Source organism: Burkholderia cenocepacia (assembly GCF_014211915.1).
Taxonomy (GTDB): domain Bacteria; phylum Pseudomonadota; class Gammaproteobacteria; order Burkholderiales; family Burkholderiaceae; genus Burkholderia; species Burkholderia orbicola.
The window spans coordinates 1747269-1762900 of record NZ_CP060039.1; the positions used below are offsets into that span (position 1 = coordinate 1747269).

Consider the following 15632-nt stretch of genomic DNA (forward strand, 5'->3'; position numbering starts at 1 on the left):
GGCAGGCCGCGCGCGGTCGCGCCGTCAGCGTGCCTCGCTCGCGAGCTCGTCGCGGATCTGCGCGGCCAGTTCGAACGAGCGCAGCCGCGCGGCGTGATCGTAGATCTGCGCGGTGATGATCAGCTCGTCGGCGCCCGTCTGCGCGATGCGGTCGCGCAGCTTGTCGCGCACCGTGTCGCGCGAGCCGACCGCCGCGAACGACAGCGAATGGGCGACGGTCGCGAGCTCGAGTTCGTTCGCCTCGAGCACGTCGACGGGCGGCGGCAGCTTGCCCGGCGTGCCGCGCCGCAGGTTGATGAACTGTTGCTGCAGCGACGTGAACAGGCGCCGCGCCTCGTCGTCGGTCTCGGCCGCGAACACGTTGACGCCCACCATCGCATGCGGTTTCGGCCACGCGGCCGACGGCCGGTATTGCGCGCGATAGATCTCGAGCGCCCGCATCAGATAGTCCGGCGCGAAATGCGACGCGAACGCGAACGGCAGCCCGAGCATCGCCGCGAGCTGCGCGCTGAACAGGCTCGAACCGAGCAGCCACACCGGGACGTCGAGCCCCGCGCCGGGCACCGCCCGCACGCGCTGGCCCGGTACCGGCTCCGCGAAGTAGCGCTGCAGCTCCGCGACGTCGTCCGGAAACGAATCGGCACTGCCGATCAGGTCGCGGCGCAGCGCGCGCGACGTGGTCTGGTCGGTGCCGGGCGCGCGGCCGAGGCCGAGGTCGATGCGCCCCGGATACAGCGACGCGAGCGTGCCGAACTGTTCGGCGATCACGAGCGGCGCATGGTTCGGCAGCATGATGCCGCCCGAGCCGACCCGGATCGTCCGGGTGGCACCCGCGACGTGGCCGATCACGACGGCGGTGGCCGCACTCGCGATCCCCGGCATGTTGTGATGCTCGGCCAGCCAGTAGCGCTGGTAGCCCCAGCGTTCCGCATGCTGCGCGAGATCGACGGTGTTACGGAACGCCTGCGAGGCGTCGGCGCCGGCCGGAATGGGGGCGAGATCGAGTACGGAAAACGGTGTCATCGGAAGACCTTCGAAACGGGTGGCGTGGTGATGCGCTGACGCAACAAATGCCAAGGATTTTGCCAAAGGGTTCCGGAACGTGCTGGCGGCGCGCGGATACCCATGCGCCTTACAGGGGTGCAGGGTTGCTTGCGACGATCGTTGCAAAAATCAAGCTAATCGCTGATTAATTACCAAACTTTACGGCGATTGGAAGTGAAACCGCATCGACATACAAATTTGCACGAAACGTTTGATTTTAAAGACTGCAATACGCCTGCAAAGTACTTACGCTAACGTGAACGTGGCCGGGCCGATCAGGTCCGTCGACCGCTCAGCTTTGCCGGAATTGCACTAGTCCGTTTCTCGAAGCGCCGCACGCGGGGGCTGCGGACTGCTAAAATCCGGCGCCTGCCCATGTTGTGCCGATGGAGCCATTCGAGTCTTCCCGCATGCCGTCCGGGCGCTGCGCGGGGATACGCCACGCGAAGCCGGGCATGGCCGCACCCGAACGACGGGTCGTGCCTCCCCCATTACAGACGCTGCTGGAACAAGGAGTCGGGTCGTGCCCGCGTTCGTCGTCGTCGGAATACCGCATCACGCTCAATCACGCTCAAGCGTTTGCCATGGCGCCCCGTTCGCCGGGAGGCCTCGCGCATGACGCCCGCCGCAACGCTGCTCGACTGGCTGCTGATCGTCTTCACGCTGGCCGCGGCCGGCTACGCGCTCGTCGCGGCCTTCGCGCCGCGGCCGCGCACGCCGCGCACCGCGGTGCGCGACGGCTTCGAGCCGGTCAGTGTGCTGAAGCCGCTGTGCGGCGCGGAGCCGCACCTGTATGAAAACCTCGCGACCTTCTGCGCGCAGCGCCATCCTCGCTACGAGGTGCTGCTCGGCGTCGCATCGTCGGCCGATCCGGCCATCGCCGTCGTCGAGCGGCTGCGCGCCGATCATCCGGAGTGCGACATCACGCTCGTGATCGACGCGCGCGTGCATGGCAAGAACCTGAAGGTCAGCAACCTGATCAATCTCGCCGAGCGCGCGAAATACGGCCGCATCGTGATCGCGGACAGCGACATCGCGGTGCAGCCCGACTATCTGGAGCGTGTCACGGCGCCGCTGGCGGACCCGTCGGTGGGGGTCGTCACGTGCCTGTATCATGCGCGCAGCGTCGGCGGCTTCTGGACGCGGATCGGCGCGCAGTTCGTCGACGCGTGGTTCGCGCCGTCGGTGCGCATCACGCACCTCGGCCGCTCGAGCCGCTTCGGCTTCGGCGCGACGCTCGCGCTCACGCGCGACACGCTCGACCGGATCGGCGGGCTCGTCGCGCTGAAGGACGAACTGGCCGACGATTTCTGGCTGGCCGAGCTGCCGCGTCGCCTCGGGCGGCGCACCGTGCTGTCGGAGGTCGAGGTCGCGACCGACGTGATCGAGCCGTCGTTCGGGCCGCTGTGGCACCGCGAGACGCGCTGGCTGCGCACGATCCGTTCGCTGAACCCGGCCGGCTTCGCGTTCCTGTTCATTACGTTTACCGTGCCGTGGCTCGCGATCGGCGCGGCGCTCGCACTGCGCCTCGACGGCACCTTCGCCGGCACGCTGGCGGGCGGGGCGGCCGCGGTCGGCGCATTCGGCCGGCTCGTGCTGCATGCGCGCGGCGAGGACGGCTGGCGCGCGTTCTGGCGCGACCTGCCGCTCGTCGCGGTGCGCGACACGCTGCTCGCGCTCGAGTGGCTCGCGGCCGTGTTCGGCACGCACGTCGTGTGGCGCGGCGCCAGGATGACGGTCGTCGGCGGCGAACGCGCGACGGCGGCCGTGGAAGCAGTGGACGGCCGCTAGGGCCGTCGATCGAACCCGGCCCGCGGGCCGAGACGCGTCGCACGGCGAAACCGCGCGGCGCGACATGACAGAGAGGCGGGCGCCGGCATGGCGGCCCGCGGTTTTTTGACTGAATCGTTGTAACGAAACGAACTATGCAGGCTACCGGAGCATTCATGAAAACGCTGTTCTTGCAGGCCCCTTCGTATGACGGCTTCGACGGCGGAGCCGGCTCGCGCTATCAGGCGAAGCGCGAAATCCGTTCCTTCTGGTATCCGACCTGGCTCGCGCAGCCGGCCGCGCTCGTGCCGGGCAGCCGCGTCGTCGATGCGCCGGCCGACGGCCTGTCGGTCGAGGAAACGCTGAAGATCGCCAACGACTACGATCTCGTGATCATCCACACGAGCACGCCGTCGTTCCCGACCGACGCGATGTTCGCGCAGGATCTGAAGAAGATGAAGCCGTCGATGCTGGTCGGCATGGTCGGCGCGAAGGTGATGGTCGATCCGCACAACTCGCTCACGGCGAGCGAGGCGATCGACTTCGTGTGCCGCGAGGAATTCGACTACACCTGCAAGGAACTCGCCGAAGGCAAGCCGTTCCCCGAGATCAAGGGCTTGAGCTGGCGCGCGAAGGACGGCTCGATCGAGCACAACGAAGCGCGTCCGATCCTCGAGAACATGGACGAACTGCCGTTCGTCGCGCCCGTCTACAAGCGCGACCTGAAGATCGACAACTACTTTATCGGCTACCTGAATTACCCGTACGTGTCGATCTACACGGGCCGCGGCTGCAAGTCGCGCTGCACGTTCTGCCTGTGGCCGCAGACGGTCAGCGGCCATCGCTACCGCACGCGCTCGGTCGAGAACGTGCTCGCGGAAGCGAAGTGGATTCGCGACAACATGCCGGAAGTGAAGGAACTGATGTTCGACGACGACACCTTCACCGACGACCTGCCGCGCGCCGAAGCCATCGCCATCGGCCTGGGCAAGCTCGGCATCACGTGGTCGTGCAACGCGAAGGCCAACGTGCCGTACAAGTCGCTGAAGATCATGAAGGAAAACGGCCTGCGGCTGTTGCTGGTCGGCTTCGAATCGGGCGACGACCAGATCCTCGTGAACATCAAGAAGGGCGTGCGCACCGATTTCGCGCGCCGCTTCAGCGCGGACTGCAAGAAGCTCGGCATCAAGATCCACGGCACCTTCATCCTCGGCCTGCCGGGCGAGACGCAGGAAACCATCAAGAAGACGATCGAGTACGCGAAGGAAATCAATCCGCATACGATCCAGGTGTCGCTCGCCGCGCCGTATCCGGGCACGACGCTGTACCAGCAGGCGGTGGAAAACGGCTGGATGGAAGAGAACAAGACCATCAACCTGGTCAGCAAGGAAGGCGTGCAGCTCGCGGCGATCGGCTATGCGCACCTGTCGCGCGACGAGATCTATCACCATCTCGAGCAGTTCTATCGCCAGTTCTACTTCCGTCCGTCGAAGATCTGGGAAATCGTGCGCGAGATGCTGACGAGCTGGGACATGATGAAGCGTCGCCTGCGCGAAGGCGTCGAGTTCTTCCGCTTCCTGCGCGCGCACGAGGCCTGATCCGTGGCGACGCAGCGGGCGGCGCGGGCGCTGATCTTCACCGCGGACGACTTCGGGCTGCACCCGCGCGTCAACGCGGCGGTCGAGCGCGCGCACCGCGACGGCGTGCTGAACGCCGCCAGCCTGATGGTCGGCGCCCCCGCCGCGCAGGATGCGATCGAACGCGCGCGGCGGCTGCCGTCGCTCGCGGTCGGCCTGCACCTGGTGCTCGCGGACGGGCCGGCCACGCTGCCCGCGCATGAGATTCCCGCGCTCGTCGGGCCCGACGGGCGCTTCGGCGACGCGATGGCGAAGGACGGCTGTCGCTTCTTCTTCCTGCCGCACGTGCGCGCGCAGCTGCGCCGCGAAATCCGTGCGCAGTTCGACGCGTTCGCGGCGAGCGGCCTGCCGCTCGACCACGTGAACGCGCACAAGCATTTCCACCTGCATCCGACCGTGCTGTCGATGATCATCGAGATCGGCCGCGACTACGGGCTGCGCGCGGTGCGGCTGCCGTACGAAACGAGCGCGCCGGCGCTGCTCAAGCCGTGGATCGCGCTGGTGCGCGCGCGGCTCGACCGCGCGGGGCTCGCGCACAACGACTACGTGGTGGGCATCGAGCAGACGGGCGCGATGGACGAGGCCGTGCTGCTCGACGCGCTCGCGAAGCTGCCGCCGGGCGTCGGCGAGATCTACTGCCATCCGGCCGAGGCCGGCGACGGCCCGATCACGCCGACGATGGCCGGCTACCGTCCGGTCGACGAACTGGATGCGCTGCTGTCGCCGCGCGTCGGGGCCGCGCTGAAGGCGGCGGGCGTCGCGACCGGCGGCTTTGCCGACGTATTCGGCGAGCCTGCGGCCCGACGCGGCGCGCACGCGTCGCGCGCACCGGGAGCGCAGCCGTCATGAGCAAGTGGATCAAGTGGCTCGGCTGGCCGATCGGCATCGGCATCCTGCTCGCGCTGGGGCTGCACGAAGGCGTCGGCGACGTGTCGCAGATGCTCGCGCGCGCCGGCTATGCGCTGCTGTGGCTCGTGCCGTTCCACGCGCTGCCGCTGCTGCTCGATGCGTATGCATGGCACCAGCTGCTCGACCGGCGCAGTTCGCTGCCGTTCCTGTGGTGGATCGCGACCGTGCGCGAGGCCGTGAACCGGCTGCTGCCCGTGGTCGGGATCGGCGGCGAGATCGTCGGCATCCGGCTCGCGCGCTGGCAGGTGCCCGACGCGAGCCGCGTGACCGCGTCGGTGATCGTCGAGGTGCTCGTGACGATCGTCGTCCAGTATGCGTTCGCGGCGCTCGGCCTCGTGCTGCTGCTCGCGACGACCGACAACATGGGCGGCGGCACGATCGGCCTCGCGCTGCTGCTGACGCTGCCGTTGCCGGTGCTCGGCGTGGTGCTGATGCGGCGCGGCGGCATCTTCCATGCGATCGAGCGTTTCGCGGGCCGCCTGCTCGGCGATTCGCACCGGCTGCTGCAGGGCGTCGACGGCCGTCGGCTCGACGCCGACATCGATTCGCTGATGTCGCGCACGGGCCTGCTGTTCAGCGCCTTCTTCTGGCAACTGGCCGGCTACGTGCTCGGCGCGCTCGAGATCTACTGGGCGCTCGCGCTGCTCGGCCACCCGGTGTCGATCGGCGGCGCGATCGCGATCGAGGCGATGACGCAGGCGGTGCGGCATGCGGCGTTCATGGTGCCGGGCGGGCTCGGCGTGCAGGAGGCGACCGTCGTGCTGCTTGCGCAGATGTTCGGCGTCGACCGCGAGACGGCGCTGTCGCTCGCGGTCGTCAAGCGCGGCCGCGAGGTGCTGTTCGGCTGCCTCGCGCTCGGCTCGTGGCAGCTTGCCGAGCTGGTGCGCACGCGCCGCCGGCTGGGCGCGCCGTCGACCGTGCCGCGCCCGGCGCCGCCGGCGAAGCGGGCGTCCGAAACCCGGACCGAAACCGAAACGACGCATTGAACACGGGACGGGCTGCACGGCCCGTCTCGCGCTTTTGGCGTCGCGCGGGTATCCTTGCCGCGTGTTTTCTCGACGCGCCACTCTTCCGATGATTTTTCGTTTCCGGCTGCTTCCCGTGACGATGCTGGCCGCCGCGCTGGCGCTGACCGGTTGCGACGACCAAGGCCATCTCGACGTGCAACGTATCAGAGACTTCTTCAACGCGATCAAGCCCGCGCCGCTATTGCTGAAAGGGCTGAAGGTCGGCGAATCGACCGAGGCCGACGTGCGCGGCACGATGGGCAAGCCCGAGACCGAGCGCACGTTCACCGACGGCTCGAAGCGTCTCGAGTATCCGCGCGGCCCGATGGGCAACCAGACGTGGTTCGTCGATCTCGATGCGAACGGGCGCTACACGGGCGCGACGCAGGTGCTGACCGCCGAGAATTTCGCGAAAGTGCGCCCGGGGATGGACGAGGACGAGGTGCGGCGCCTGCTCGGCAAACCCGGCGACATCGCGCAATATCCGCTGAAACCCGAGACGGTCTGGAGCTGGCGCTGGCTCGAGGACGGCGTCAACACCGACGCGTTCTTCAACGTCCATTTCGGCCCGGACGGGCTCGTTTATACGACGTCGCGCTCCGACATCCTGAAAGGGCGCTGACCTTCACGCGCGGCGTTTCTTCAGCCAGTCGCGCAGCGCGTCGTTCATGCGCGTCTGCCAGCCCGGGCCTTCTGCCCGGAACGCGGCGAGGATGTCCGCGTCGTAGCGGATGCTGACCTGTTCCTTCGGGTGCTCGAGCTTCGGGCGCCCGAATTTCTTCGCGACGACCTCGACGAAGGGCTTCATCGCATCGATTTCTTCGTCGCCGAGTTCACGGGCGTCCGGATCGGCGGCGATGCCGCGCGCGATCGCCGCTTCTTCCTCGGGCGTGTTGCGGATGAATTTAACCGCCTTCTTCATACCGACTCATCTCTCGGTTGTTGGCTTTTCGCAGGCTGACGACGCGCAGCGCGCGGCCGCGCGGGACGACGATCGCCGTGTAAAGGCGCGTGCCGATCGGCACCAGACAGATCCAGCGTGCGTCGCCGTAGTCCCGGCGGGTGTCCGGCCACGTGCGCGCGGCTTCCCACTCGGCGAATTCGGCCATTCGCAACGAGATGCCGTGTTTCAGCCGGTTCGACAGATCCTTGGCCTCGTCGAAAACGAATGGAATTTCGACTAATTGTGGATGCAAAAACATGGGCAGGCAAGGAGTTTTTGTGGATGCAAAAAATAAGACGCCGCAGCGGATGGCATCGAATCGGCGCGCAGGCGCGCATCGTGTCGCGGGCATGAGCGAGCGATTGTGTGACGCGGGCCTGGACCTGCCCATTCGGCCTGATGGCCAGTCCGGCGCTATATCGAAAAAGCGACCGGAAAATTGCAAAAAACCCGCTTCCCGACGCGTCATCCGACTGTCAGGAAGCGGGTTTTTTCCTTTGGAAACAGCGGTATAGGCCGTGCGCAGAAATGGTGGGACGAATTGTTGCGACGCAGCAACCGCGCGCACGGTGATTTGAGGCAATCAATTTCGCTTGCGACTATCCGCGTCACCCCGGCGCGGGACAAGCTGTCGCGTCGGCATTCATTCAACTCTGGAGACGCGCGTGTTCCTTTACGGCTTTGGTCCCGTCCTCTGGGCCGGCACCGTGCAGACCATCGAGCTGTCGGTGCTGTCGCTCGCCACTGCGGTGGCGCTGGGGCTGATCGGCGCGGTGGCGAAGCTGTCGCACAACCGGGTGCTGCGAGCGATCGCGACCGGTTATACGACGCTGATCCGCTCGGTGCCCGATCTCGTGCTGATGCTGCTGCTGTTCTACAGCATCCAGATCTGGCTGAACCAGTTCACCGACCTCGTCGGCTGGAACCAGATCGACATCGATCCGTTCGTGGCCGGCGTGCTGACGCTTGGCTTCATCTACGGCGCGTACTTCACCGAGACGTTTCGCGGCGCGTTCCTGTCGGTGCCGCGCGGCCAGCTCGAAGCCGGTTCGGCTTACGGGATGAGCGGCGCGCGCGTGTTCGTGCGGATCATGTTTCCGCAGATGATGCGCTTCGCACTGCCGGGCATCGGCAACAACTGGCAGGTGCTCGTGAAGGCGACCGCGCTGGTGTCGATCATCGGTCTCGCGGACGTCGTGAAGGCCGCGCAGGACGCCGGCAAGAGCACGTTCAACATGTTCTTCTTCATCCTCGTCGCGGCGCTGATCTATCTCGCGATCACGACCGTCTCCAACCTCGTGCTGATCCAGCTCGAGAAGCGTTATTCCATGGGCGTGCGGCACGCAGAACTATGATCGAGATCCTCCAGGAATTCGGCAAGGCGTTCCTTTTCTGGGACGGCCAGCGCCTGTCCGGCCTCGCGGTGACGCTGTGGCTGCTCGTCGCATCGATTTCGCTCGGCTTCGTGTGCGCGGTGCCGCTCGCGGTTGCGCGCGTGTCGAGGAACAAGTGGGTGTCGATGCCGGTGCGGTTCTACACGTACGTGTTCCGCGGCACGCCGCTCTACGTGCAGCTGCTGCTGATGTACACGGGCATGTACAGCCTCGAGTTCGTGCGCTCGCACTCGCTGCTCGACGCATTTTTCCGCAGCGGTTTCAACTGCGCGATCCTCGCGTTCGCGCTGAACACCTGCGCGTACACCACCGAGATCTTCGCCGGTGCGATCCGCGCGATTCCGCACGGCGAGGTCGAGGCGGCGCGCGCGTACGGGATGTCGTCGTTCACGATGTACCGCCGCGTGATCCTGCCGTCGGCGCTGCGTCGCGCGCTGCCGCTGTACAGCAACGAGGTGATCCTGATGCTGCACGCGACGACCGTCGCATTCACCGCGACCGTGCCGGACATCCTGAAGGTCGCGCGCGATGCCAATTCCGCGACCTACATGGCGTTCCAGTCGTTCGGAATCGCCGCGCTGATCTATCTTGCGGTATCGTTCGCACTCGTCGCGGCGTTTCGCCGCGCGGAGCGCCACTGGCTCGCGTACCTCGCGGCCGCCCGTCATTGAATTACTTCGAGGAGAGCCAGTTGGCCGAGATCACCCAAACGAGCGCGTCCGCTTCCGTCAAGCTTGCCGCGGTCGACATCCACAAGCGCTATGGCGACAACGAGGTGCTCAAGGGCGTGTCGCTGAACGCGAAGGCTGGTGACGTCATCAGCATCATCGGCGCGAGCGGCTCGGGCAAGAGCACGTTCCTGCGCTGCATCAATTTTCTCGAGCGGCCGAATGCGGGGCAGATCGTCGTCGACGGCGAGGCCGTGCGCACGAAGACCGATCGCGCCGGCGCGCTCGAAGTCGCCGATCACAAGCAGTTGCAGCGCATTCGCACGAAGCTTGCGATGGTGTTCCAGCACTTCAACCTGTGGGCGCACATGAACGTGCTCGAGAACGTGATGGAAGCGCCCGTGCACGTGCTCGGCATTTCGAAGAAGGAAGCCGAGGAGCGTGCACGCGAGTATCTCGAGAAGGTCGGTTTGCCGCCGCGCGTCGAGAAGCAGTATCCGTCGCATCTGTCGGGCGGCCAGCAGCAGCGCGTGGCGATCGCCCGTGCGCTGGCGATGCATCCGGACGTGATGCTGTTCGACGAGCCGACCTCCGCGCTCGATCCGGAACTGGTGGGCGAAGTGCTGAAGGTGATGCAGAAGCTCGCCGAGGAAGGCCGCACGATGATCGTCGTCACGCACGAGATGGGCTTCGCGCGCAACGTGTCGAACCACGTGATGTTCCTGCATCAGGGGCGGACCGAGGAGGAGGGCGACCCGAAGGAAGTGCTGGTGCGCCCGCAGAGCGAGCGGCTCAAGCAGTTCCTGTCGGGCAGCCTCAAGTAACGCGACAGGGCAGGTTTCAACCGTGGTACCGGTGTCTCGTCCCGCAGGCGCCACCCGCACGACGCAGGTGGCGATCGTTGCATTGCCGCCCGTGTCGATGTCGGGCGTGGGTCCGATCGTCGATGCGCTGAATCTCGCGAACGAGATCGACGGGCGGCTCCTGTACCGCTGGCAGGTGTGTTCGTGGGACGGGCGGCCGGTGCCGCTCGCGGGCGGTGCGCAGTGGCATGCCGATGCGGCGTTCAATGATGCGATCGCGTGCGACTGGTTGATCGTCGTGTCCGAACGGTTTCAGCAGTTTGCCGATTACCGGTTGTTTCTCGCGAGTCTCGCGCGGGTCGGGCAGCGCACGCCGGTCGTGACGGGTATTCACCACGGCGTGTGGTGGCTCGCGATGGCGGGCCAGCTTTCCGGGTATCGGGTGAGCGTGAACTGGGAAACGTATCAGCAGTTCGCCGAGCAGTTCGAGCGGTCGATCGTCACGCAGCAGATCTTCGAGATCGATCGCGATCGGGCGACCTGTGCCGGTGGGCAGGCGACCGTCGATTTCATGCTGGCCATGATTGGCCGGGAACATGGGGCGGATCTCGCGGAGCGGATTGCCGATGCGCTGGGAGCCGGCACACTGCGCAGCGGCGAGGAGCGGCAGAGGATTCCTTTTGTTACTGCTCCGGGGGAGCGGCATCCTCGGTTGAATGACGCGTTGCTCTTGATGGAAGCCAATGTCGAGGATCCGCTTACTACCGATGAGATCGCCGGATTGGTCGGCGTTTCGCGCCGACAGTTGGAGCGGCTCTTTCGGCAGTATCTCGGGGCGATGCCCTCCAAGTATTACCTCAATCTTCGGCTGCTCAAGGCTCGCACGCAGTTGCAGCGGACCAGCAAGTCGGTTGTTCAGGTTTCTCTCGCTTGTGGGTTCTCTTCTGCTGCGCACTTCTCCAACGCTTACCGCGAAAGGTTTGGGGTTACGCCTCGGGAGGATCGAAGAGCGTGGCTCGAGAAGCAGACCGGCGGGGGCAGTGAGCCTCGGGGTGGGGCGCTCGTCGAGCGCGGGAAAGATTGAGGTTTGGGTTTGGTTTGTTTGGTGGTTTGCTCGCGGTTGGCGTGAAGCACCTGTGATCGTGTCGGTCTATTAGCGTCGCCCCTGCGCGGGGCAGCGGTCACTTTTCTTTGTCTTGCCAAAGAAAAGTAACCAAAAGAAAGGCGCTCGGATATCGCATGACTTACCGGTGCCATGGCGCCCCGAGTGGTCCGCACAAAAGTGTCCGCGCCAGTCAGGAATCCGGAGTGGTTCGAGCAATGGTTCTGACACCACTCGCTACCCCGCGGAGTGGTATACCGTCCGCTAGCTCCATCCTCGCTGCGCTCGGCTGCAAGGTACTTCAGGGCGGGTGGTTACGTTCGTGCTTCCTCCATCAGATGTCGGCAGCCAGGCACTTTTTCTGTGTTCCCCCTTTGAGTGACCGATCGTTTGACGATTGATTTTTCGTGACGACGATATGTTTGCGCCCCGCATTTTTCTCGCGGGCAAAGCAGCGAATTCCGTTAATTGAAAGTACGGCGGGTCCCTTGCGAGGGAGGTGAAGTCGGAATTGGTGGGGATGGACCTGTCGGCCGAGCGAAGCGAGGACGGAGCTAGGGGGCGGTATACCGCTCTGTTGCGTAGGCAGCGGTGTCAGAACCATTGCTCGAACCACTCCGGATTCCTGACTGGCGCGGACACTTTTGTGCGGACCACTTTGTTGGCGATGGCACCGGTAAGTCATGCGATATCCGAGCGCCTTTCTTTTGGTTACTTTTCTTTGGCAAGACAAAGAAAAGTAACCGCTGCCCCGCGCAGGGGCGACGCTAATAGACCGACACGATTGCAGGTGCTTCGCGACACCGGAAGCAAGCCCCAGACAAGAGAGAAAAAGCCCCAAAATACCGACACGGCGTAGCCGGCCCCCGGCCCTAAAGGGCAAAACCAAAACCTTCCGATAGAACCCGTCGCAATTCCGCAAGACGCTTGCGTCACCCTTACCTAAACTTGATCCTGTTGAACCCTCTTACGAAACCGAAAGGAACGACCATGACGACCTCGACCGTGACCCGCCAGACATTCGACGAAGTGATGGTGCCGGTATTCTCTCCCGCCCCGTTCGTGCCGGATCGCGCAGAGGGCTCCCGCGTGTGGGACACGGCCGGCCGCGAGTACATCGATTTCGCGTGCGGCATCGCGGTCACGTCGCTCGGCCACGGCCACCCGGAACTGCTGAAGGTGCTGGACGAACAAGGCCGCAAGCTCTGGCACATCGGCAACGGCTACACGAACGAACCGGTGCTGCGCCTCGCGAAGCGCCTCGAATCGCTGACCTTCGCCGATCGCGCGTTCTTCGCAAACTCGGGCGCGGAAGCCAACGAAGCCGCACTGAAGCTCGCGCGCCGCGTCGCCTTCGACCGCCACGGCGCCGATAAGTACGAAATCGCGTCGTTCGTGCAGTCGTTCCACGGCCGCACGTTCTTCACGGTCAGCGTCGGCGGTCAGCCGAAGTACTCGGAAGGCTTCGGCCCGGTGCCGGAAGGCATCAAGCACCTGCCGTTCAACGACATCGAAGCCGCGAAGGCCGCGATCGGCCCGAAAACCTGCGCCGTGATCGTCGAGCCGGTGCAAGGCGAGGGCGGCGTGATCCCCGCCGATCCGGCGTTCCTGAAGGCGCTGCGCGAAGCGTGCGACGCCAACGGCGCACTGCTGGTTTTCGATGAAGTGCAAACGGGCGTGGGCCGCACCGGCCAGTTCTACGCCTACATGGACACGGGCGTCACGCCGGACATCCTGACGACCGCCAAGGCGCTCGGCAACGGCTTCCCGATCGGCGCGATGCTGACGACGAACGAACTGGCCGCGCACTTCAAGGTCGGCGTGCACGGCACGACGTACGGCGGCAACCCGCTCGCATCGGCAATCGCGGACAAGGTCGTCGAGCTGATCGGCGACCCGGCGCTGCTCGAAGGCGTGCGCGAACGCAGCGTGCGCCTGAAGGGCGCGCTGGAACGCATCAACGCGCGCTTCGGCATCTTCAAGGACGTGCGCGGCAAGGGCCTGCTGGTCGGCGCGGAACTCACCGCCGCATTCGACGGCCGCGCGAAGGACTTCGTCACCGCCGCCGCCGAGAACGGCCTGATCATGCTGATCGCCGGCCCGAACGTGCTGCGTTTCGTCCCGTCGCTGGTGATCCCGTTCGACCTGCTCGACGAAGGCGTGAAGCGCTTCGAGAAAGCGGTCGAACAAGTGCTCGCGGCCCAGGAAGCCACCGCGCGCTGATCGGCGCGCCCATCGCAGACAGGAACGACGATGCTATTTGTTCGCCCCGGCAAACTCACGGATCTCGATGCGCTCGCGCACATGGCGCGCACCGCGCAGCCGGTCCTGCACTCGCTGCCGCACGACCGCGCGGCGCTCGAAGCGCGTGTGGCGCTTTCCGAGGATTCGTTTCGCGCGGACGTCGACTTCGCCGGCGAGGAGTTCTACCTCTTCGTGCTCGAGGATTCGTCGACCGGCAAGCTGCTCGGCACGGCGAGCATCGTGGCCGCGGCCGGCTACTCGGAACCGTTCTACGCGTTCCGCAACGACGCGCTGATCCACGCGTCGCGCGAGCTGCACGTGAACCGCAAGATCCACGCGCTCACGATGTCGCACGAGCTGACCGGCAAGAGCCGGCTCGCGGGCTTCTACGTCGATCCGTCGCTGCGCGGCGACGCGGCCGCGCACCTGATCTCGCGCGCCCGGATGATGTACATCGCCGCGAACCGCCGCCGCTTCACGCCGGAAGTATTCACGCTGCTGCTCGGCGTGAGCGACGGCAACGGCGCATCGCCGTTCTGGGAAGCGGTGGGCCGCAAGTTCTTCGGCCGCGACTTCACCGACGTCGACATCGCGTCGGGCGGCCGCAGCCGCACGTTCATCGCGGAAGTGATGCCGGCCTATCCGCTCTACGTGCCGCTGTTGCCCGAAGCCGCGCAGCGCGTGCTCGGCGAGCCGAACGAAACGGCGTTGCTCGCGTACGACATCCATCTCGAGGAAGGCTTCGAGCCCGACCGCTTCGTCGACATCTTCGACGCGGGCCCGGTGCTGACCGCGCAGGTCGACCGTACCGCGTGCGTGAAGCAGGCGTCGGAGCGCGTCGTGCGCGAGGCCGCGCACCAGCAGGGCGACGTCGCGTACATGGTGTCGACCGGCAGCGGCGAATCGTTCCGCTGCGTGCTGGCCGACCTGCCGGGCGACACGGCCGATGCGGGCGGCGCCGAGGCGCCGCTGGCCGGCGACGTGCGCGCGGCGCTCGACGTGAAGGACGGCGATGTCGTGCGCTGCGTGCCGCTGCACCGCCGCGACGAGGAAGATTTGAAGGGAGACGCAGCATGATCGTCGTTCGGGTCGTACAAACGGGCGACGTCGACGCGCTCGTGTCGCTCGCGCAGGAAACCGGGCCGGGGCTGACCACGTTCAAGCCCGACCGCGACGCGCTCGCCGCGCGCATCGAACGCTCGCGCCGCACGCTCGAAGGCCGGGCCGCGCCGGGCGAAGCCGGCTACTTCTTCGTGATGGAAGAATCGAAGACGGGCGACATCGCGGGCGTGTGCGGGATCGAAACGCAGGTCGGCCTCGAGCAGCCGTTCTACAACTACCGCGTGAGCACGGTCGTGCATGCGAGCCAGGAGCTCGGCGTGTGGACGCGGATGTCCGCGCTGAACATCTCGCACGACCTGACGGGCTACGCGGAAGTGTGCTCGCTGTTCCTGAGCCCGCGCTATCGCACGGGCGGCGTCGGCGGCCTGCTGTCGCGCTCGCGTTTCATGTTCATCGCGCAGTTCCGCGACCGCTTTCCGGAACGCATCTGCGCGGAACTGCGCGGCCACTTCGACGAGGACGGCACGTCGCCGTTCTGGCGCGCGGTCGGTTCGCACTTCTACCAGATCGACTTCAACGCGGCCGATTACCTGAGCTCGCACGGCCGCAAGTCGTTCCTCGCGGAACTGATGCCGCGCTATCCGGTATACGTCGACCTGCTGCCGCAGGACGCGCAGGACGCGGTCGGGCTCACGCACCGCGACACGCTGCCGGCCCGCAAGATGCTCGAAGCGGAAGGGCTGCGCTACCAGAACCACGTCGACATCTTCGACGCGGGCCCCGTGCTCGAATGCCACGTCAACGACCTGCGCACGGTGCGCGAGAGCGTCGTCGTACCGGTCGCGATCGGCGTGCCCGACGCGCGGGACGACGCCCCTCGGTCGCTGGTGTCGAACACGTCGCTGGGCGATTTCCGCGTCGGCGTCGCGCCGGGCGTGGTCGCGAACGGCGCGTTCGTGCTGTCGGCCGACGATGCCGTCGCGCTCGACGTGAAGGCCGGCGATCCGGTCCGCGTACTGCCGCTCAAAGTCAAACAGGGATAAACGAAT

At 66.1% G+C, this 15632-nt stretch carries 15 protein-coding genes; 12 read left to right on the forward strand and 3 right to left on the reverse strand.

The window, feature by feature from the left end; genetic code table 11:
• Positions 1-24: 24 nt before the first annotated feature.
• Complete coding sequence (locus tag SY91_RS08325) at positions 25-1023, reverse strand: LLM class flavin-dependent oxidoreductase (protein WP_043886994.1); 999 nt, start codon at positions 1021-1023, stop codon at positions 25-27.
• Positions 1024-1659: 636 nt separating this feature from the next.
• On the opposite strand from SY91_RS08325, the gene hpnI reads away from it, so the two are divergent.
• The 5 genes from hpnI to SY91_RS08350 all read left to right on the forward strand — a co-directional run bounded on the left by hpnI (position 1660) and on the right by SY91_RS08350 (position 6989).
• Positions 1660-2835: a bacteriohopanetetrol glucosamine biosynthesis glycosyltransferase HpnI gene (gene hpnI / locus SY91_RS08330; RefSeq protein ID WP_023475433.1), complete on the forward strand. Its 1176-nt coding sequence runs from the start codon at positions 1660-1662 to the stop codon at positions 2833-2835.
• A gap of 134 nt (positions 2836-2969) precedes the next feature.
• Positions 2970-4412 (forward strand): hopanoid biosynthesis associated radical SAM protein HpnJ, encoded by a 1443-nt coding sequence (hpnJ, locus tag SY91_RS08335; protein ID WP_409557525.1) that lies wholly within the window; start codon positions 2970-2972, stop codon positions 4410-4412.
• 3 nt (positions 4413-4415) lie between these two features.
• Complete coding sequence (hpnK, locus tag SY91_RS08340; protein ID WP_023475431.1) at positions 4416-5300, forward strand: hopanoid biosynthesis-associated protein HpnK; 885 nt, start codon at positions 4416-4418, stop codon at positions 5298-5300.
• Entirely contained in the window at positions 5297-6346 is a 1050-nt protein-coding gene (locus SY91_RS08345) for a lysylphosphatidylglycerol synthase domain-containing protein (protein WP_023475430.1), read from the forward strand. Before hpnK ends, SY91_RS08345 begins: the two co-directional genes overlap by 4 nt.
• Positions 6347-6434: 88 nt before the next feature.
• Positions 6435-6989, forward strand: a complete 555-nt coding sequence (locus tag SY91_RS08350; RefSeq protein WP_023475429.1) for a lipoprotein — start codon at positions 6435-6437, stop codon at positions 6987-6989.
• Between the two features lie 3 nt (positions 6990-6992).
• Here SY91_RS08350 and SY91_RS08355 read toward each other — a convergent pair whose 3' ends face one another.
• Positions 6993-7289: a BrnA antitoxin family protein gene (locus SY91_RS08355; RefSeq protein WP_023475428.1), complete on the reverse strand. Its 297-nt coding sequence runs from the start codon at positions 7287-7289 to the stop codon at positions 6993-6995.
• Entirely contained in the window at positions 7273-7893 is a 621-nt protein-coding gene (locus SY91_RS34960; RefSeq protein WP_234620369.1) for a BrnT family toxin, read from the reverse strand. The genes SY91_RS08355 and SY91_RS34960 overlap by 17 nt, the downstream gene beginning before the upstream one ends.
• Before the next feature lie 82 nt (positions 7894-7975).
• Here SY91_RS34960 and SY91_RS08365 point away from each other — a divergent pair, with 82 nt between their 5' ends.
• The 7 genes from SY91_RS08365 to astA all read left to right on the forward strand — a co-directional run bounded on the left by SY91_RS08365 (position 7976) and on the right by astA (position 15626).
• A complete protein-coding gene (locus SY91_RS08365) occupies positions 7976-8665 on the forward strand; it encodes an ABC transporter permease (protein WP_011544981.1) in 690 nt (229 codons plus the stop codon).
• On the forward strand, positions 8662-9375 hold the full coding sequence (locus SY91_RS08370) for an ABC transporter permease (protein ID WP_023475426.1): 714 nt from the start codon (positions 8662-8664) through the stop codon (positions 9373-9375). The genes SY91_RS08365 and SY91_RS08370 overlap by 4 nt, the downstream gene beginning before the upstream one ends.
• A 20-nt stretch (positions 9376-9395) precedes the next feature.
• Entirely contained in the window at positions 9396-10196 is an 801-nt protein-coding gene (locus SY91_RS08375) for an ABC transporter ATP-binding protein (protein WP_006488736.1), read from the forward strand.
• Positions 10197-10218: 22 nt separating this feature from the next.
• The gene (locus SY91_RS08380) at positions 10219-11259 is read left to right on the forward strand and encodes a GlxA family transcriptional regulator (RefSeq protein WP_011544983.1); all 1041 of its coding nucleotides are present in this window, start codon (positions 10219-10221) and stop codon (positions 11257-11259) included.
• A gap of 1008 nt (positions 11260-12267) precedes the next feature.
• Entirely contained in the window at positions 12268-13500 is a 1233-nt protein-coding gene (locus tag SY91_RS08385; protein WP_023475424.1) for an aspartate aminotransferase family protein, read from the forward strand.
• Positions 13501-13530: 30 nt separating this feature from the next.
• Positions 13531-14598 carry an arginine/ornithine succinyltransferase subunit alpha gene (gene aruF, locus SY91_RS08390; RefSeq protein WP_011544986.1) on the forward strand — a complete coding sequence of 356 codons (1068 nt, stop codon included), beginning with the start codon at positions 13531-13533 and terminating at the stop codon, positions 14596-14598.
• Positions 14595-15626, forward strand: coding sequence for an arginine N-succinyltransferase (gene astA / locus SY91_RS08395; protein ID WP_011544987.1), 1032 nt, complete (start codon positions 14595-14597; stop codon positions 15624-15626). Before aruF ends, astA begins: the two co-directional genes overlap by 4 nt.
• The last annotated feature ends 6 nt before the right edge of the window (positions 15627-15632 follow it).

Bases quoted from the DNA above. Each gene is read 5' to 3' on its own strand.
- SY91_RS08325 (WP_043886994.1), bottom strand. From the start codon at position 1,023: ATGACACCGTTTTCCGTACTCGATCTCGCCCCCATTCCGGCCGGCGCC.
- hpnI (WP_023475433.1), top strand. From the start codon at position 1,660: ATGACGCCCGCCGCAACGCTGCTCGACTGGCTGCTGATCGTCTTCACG.
- hpnJ (WP_409557525.1), top strand. From the start codon at position 2,970: ATGCAGGCTACCGGAGCATTCATGAAAACGCTGTTCTTGCAGGCCCCT.
- SY91_RS08345 (WP_023475430.1), top strand. From the start codon at position 5,297: ATGAGCAAGTGGATCAAGTGGCTCGGCTGGCCGATCGGCATCGGCATC.
- SY91_RS08350 (WP_023475429.1), top strand. From the start codon at position 6,435: ATGATTTTTCGTTTCCGGCTGCTTCCCGTGACGATGCTGGCCGCCGCG.
- SY91_RS08355 (WP_023475428.1), bottom strand. From the start codon at position 7,289: ATGAAGAAGGCGGTTAAATTCATCCGCAACACGCCCGAGGAAGAAGCG.
- SY91_RS08370 (WP_023475426.1), top strand. From the start codon at position 8,662: ATGATCGAGATCCTCCAGGAATTCGGCAAGGCGTTCCTTTTCTGGGAC.
- SY91_RS08385 (WP_023475424.1), top strand. From the start codon at position 12,268: ATGACGACCTCGACCGTGACCCGCCAGACATTCGACGAAGTGATGGTG.
- aruF (WP_011544986.1), top strand. From the start codon at position 13,531: ATGCTATTTGTTCGCCCCGGCAAACTCACGGATCTCGATGCGCTCGCG.
- astA (WP_011544987.1), top strand. From the start codon at position 14,595: ATGATCGTCGTTCGGGTCGTACAAACGGGCGACGTCGACGCGCTCGTG.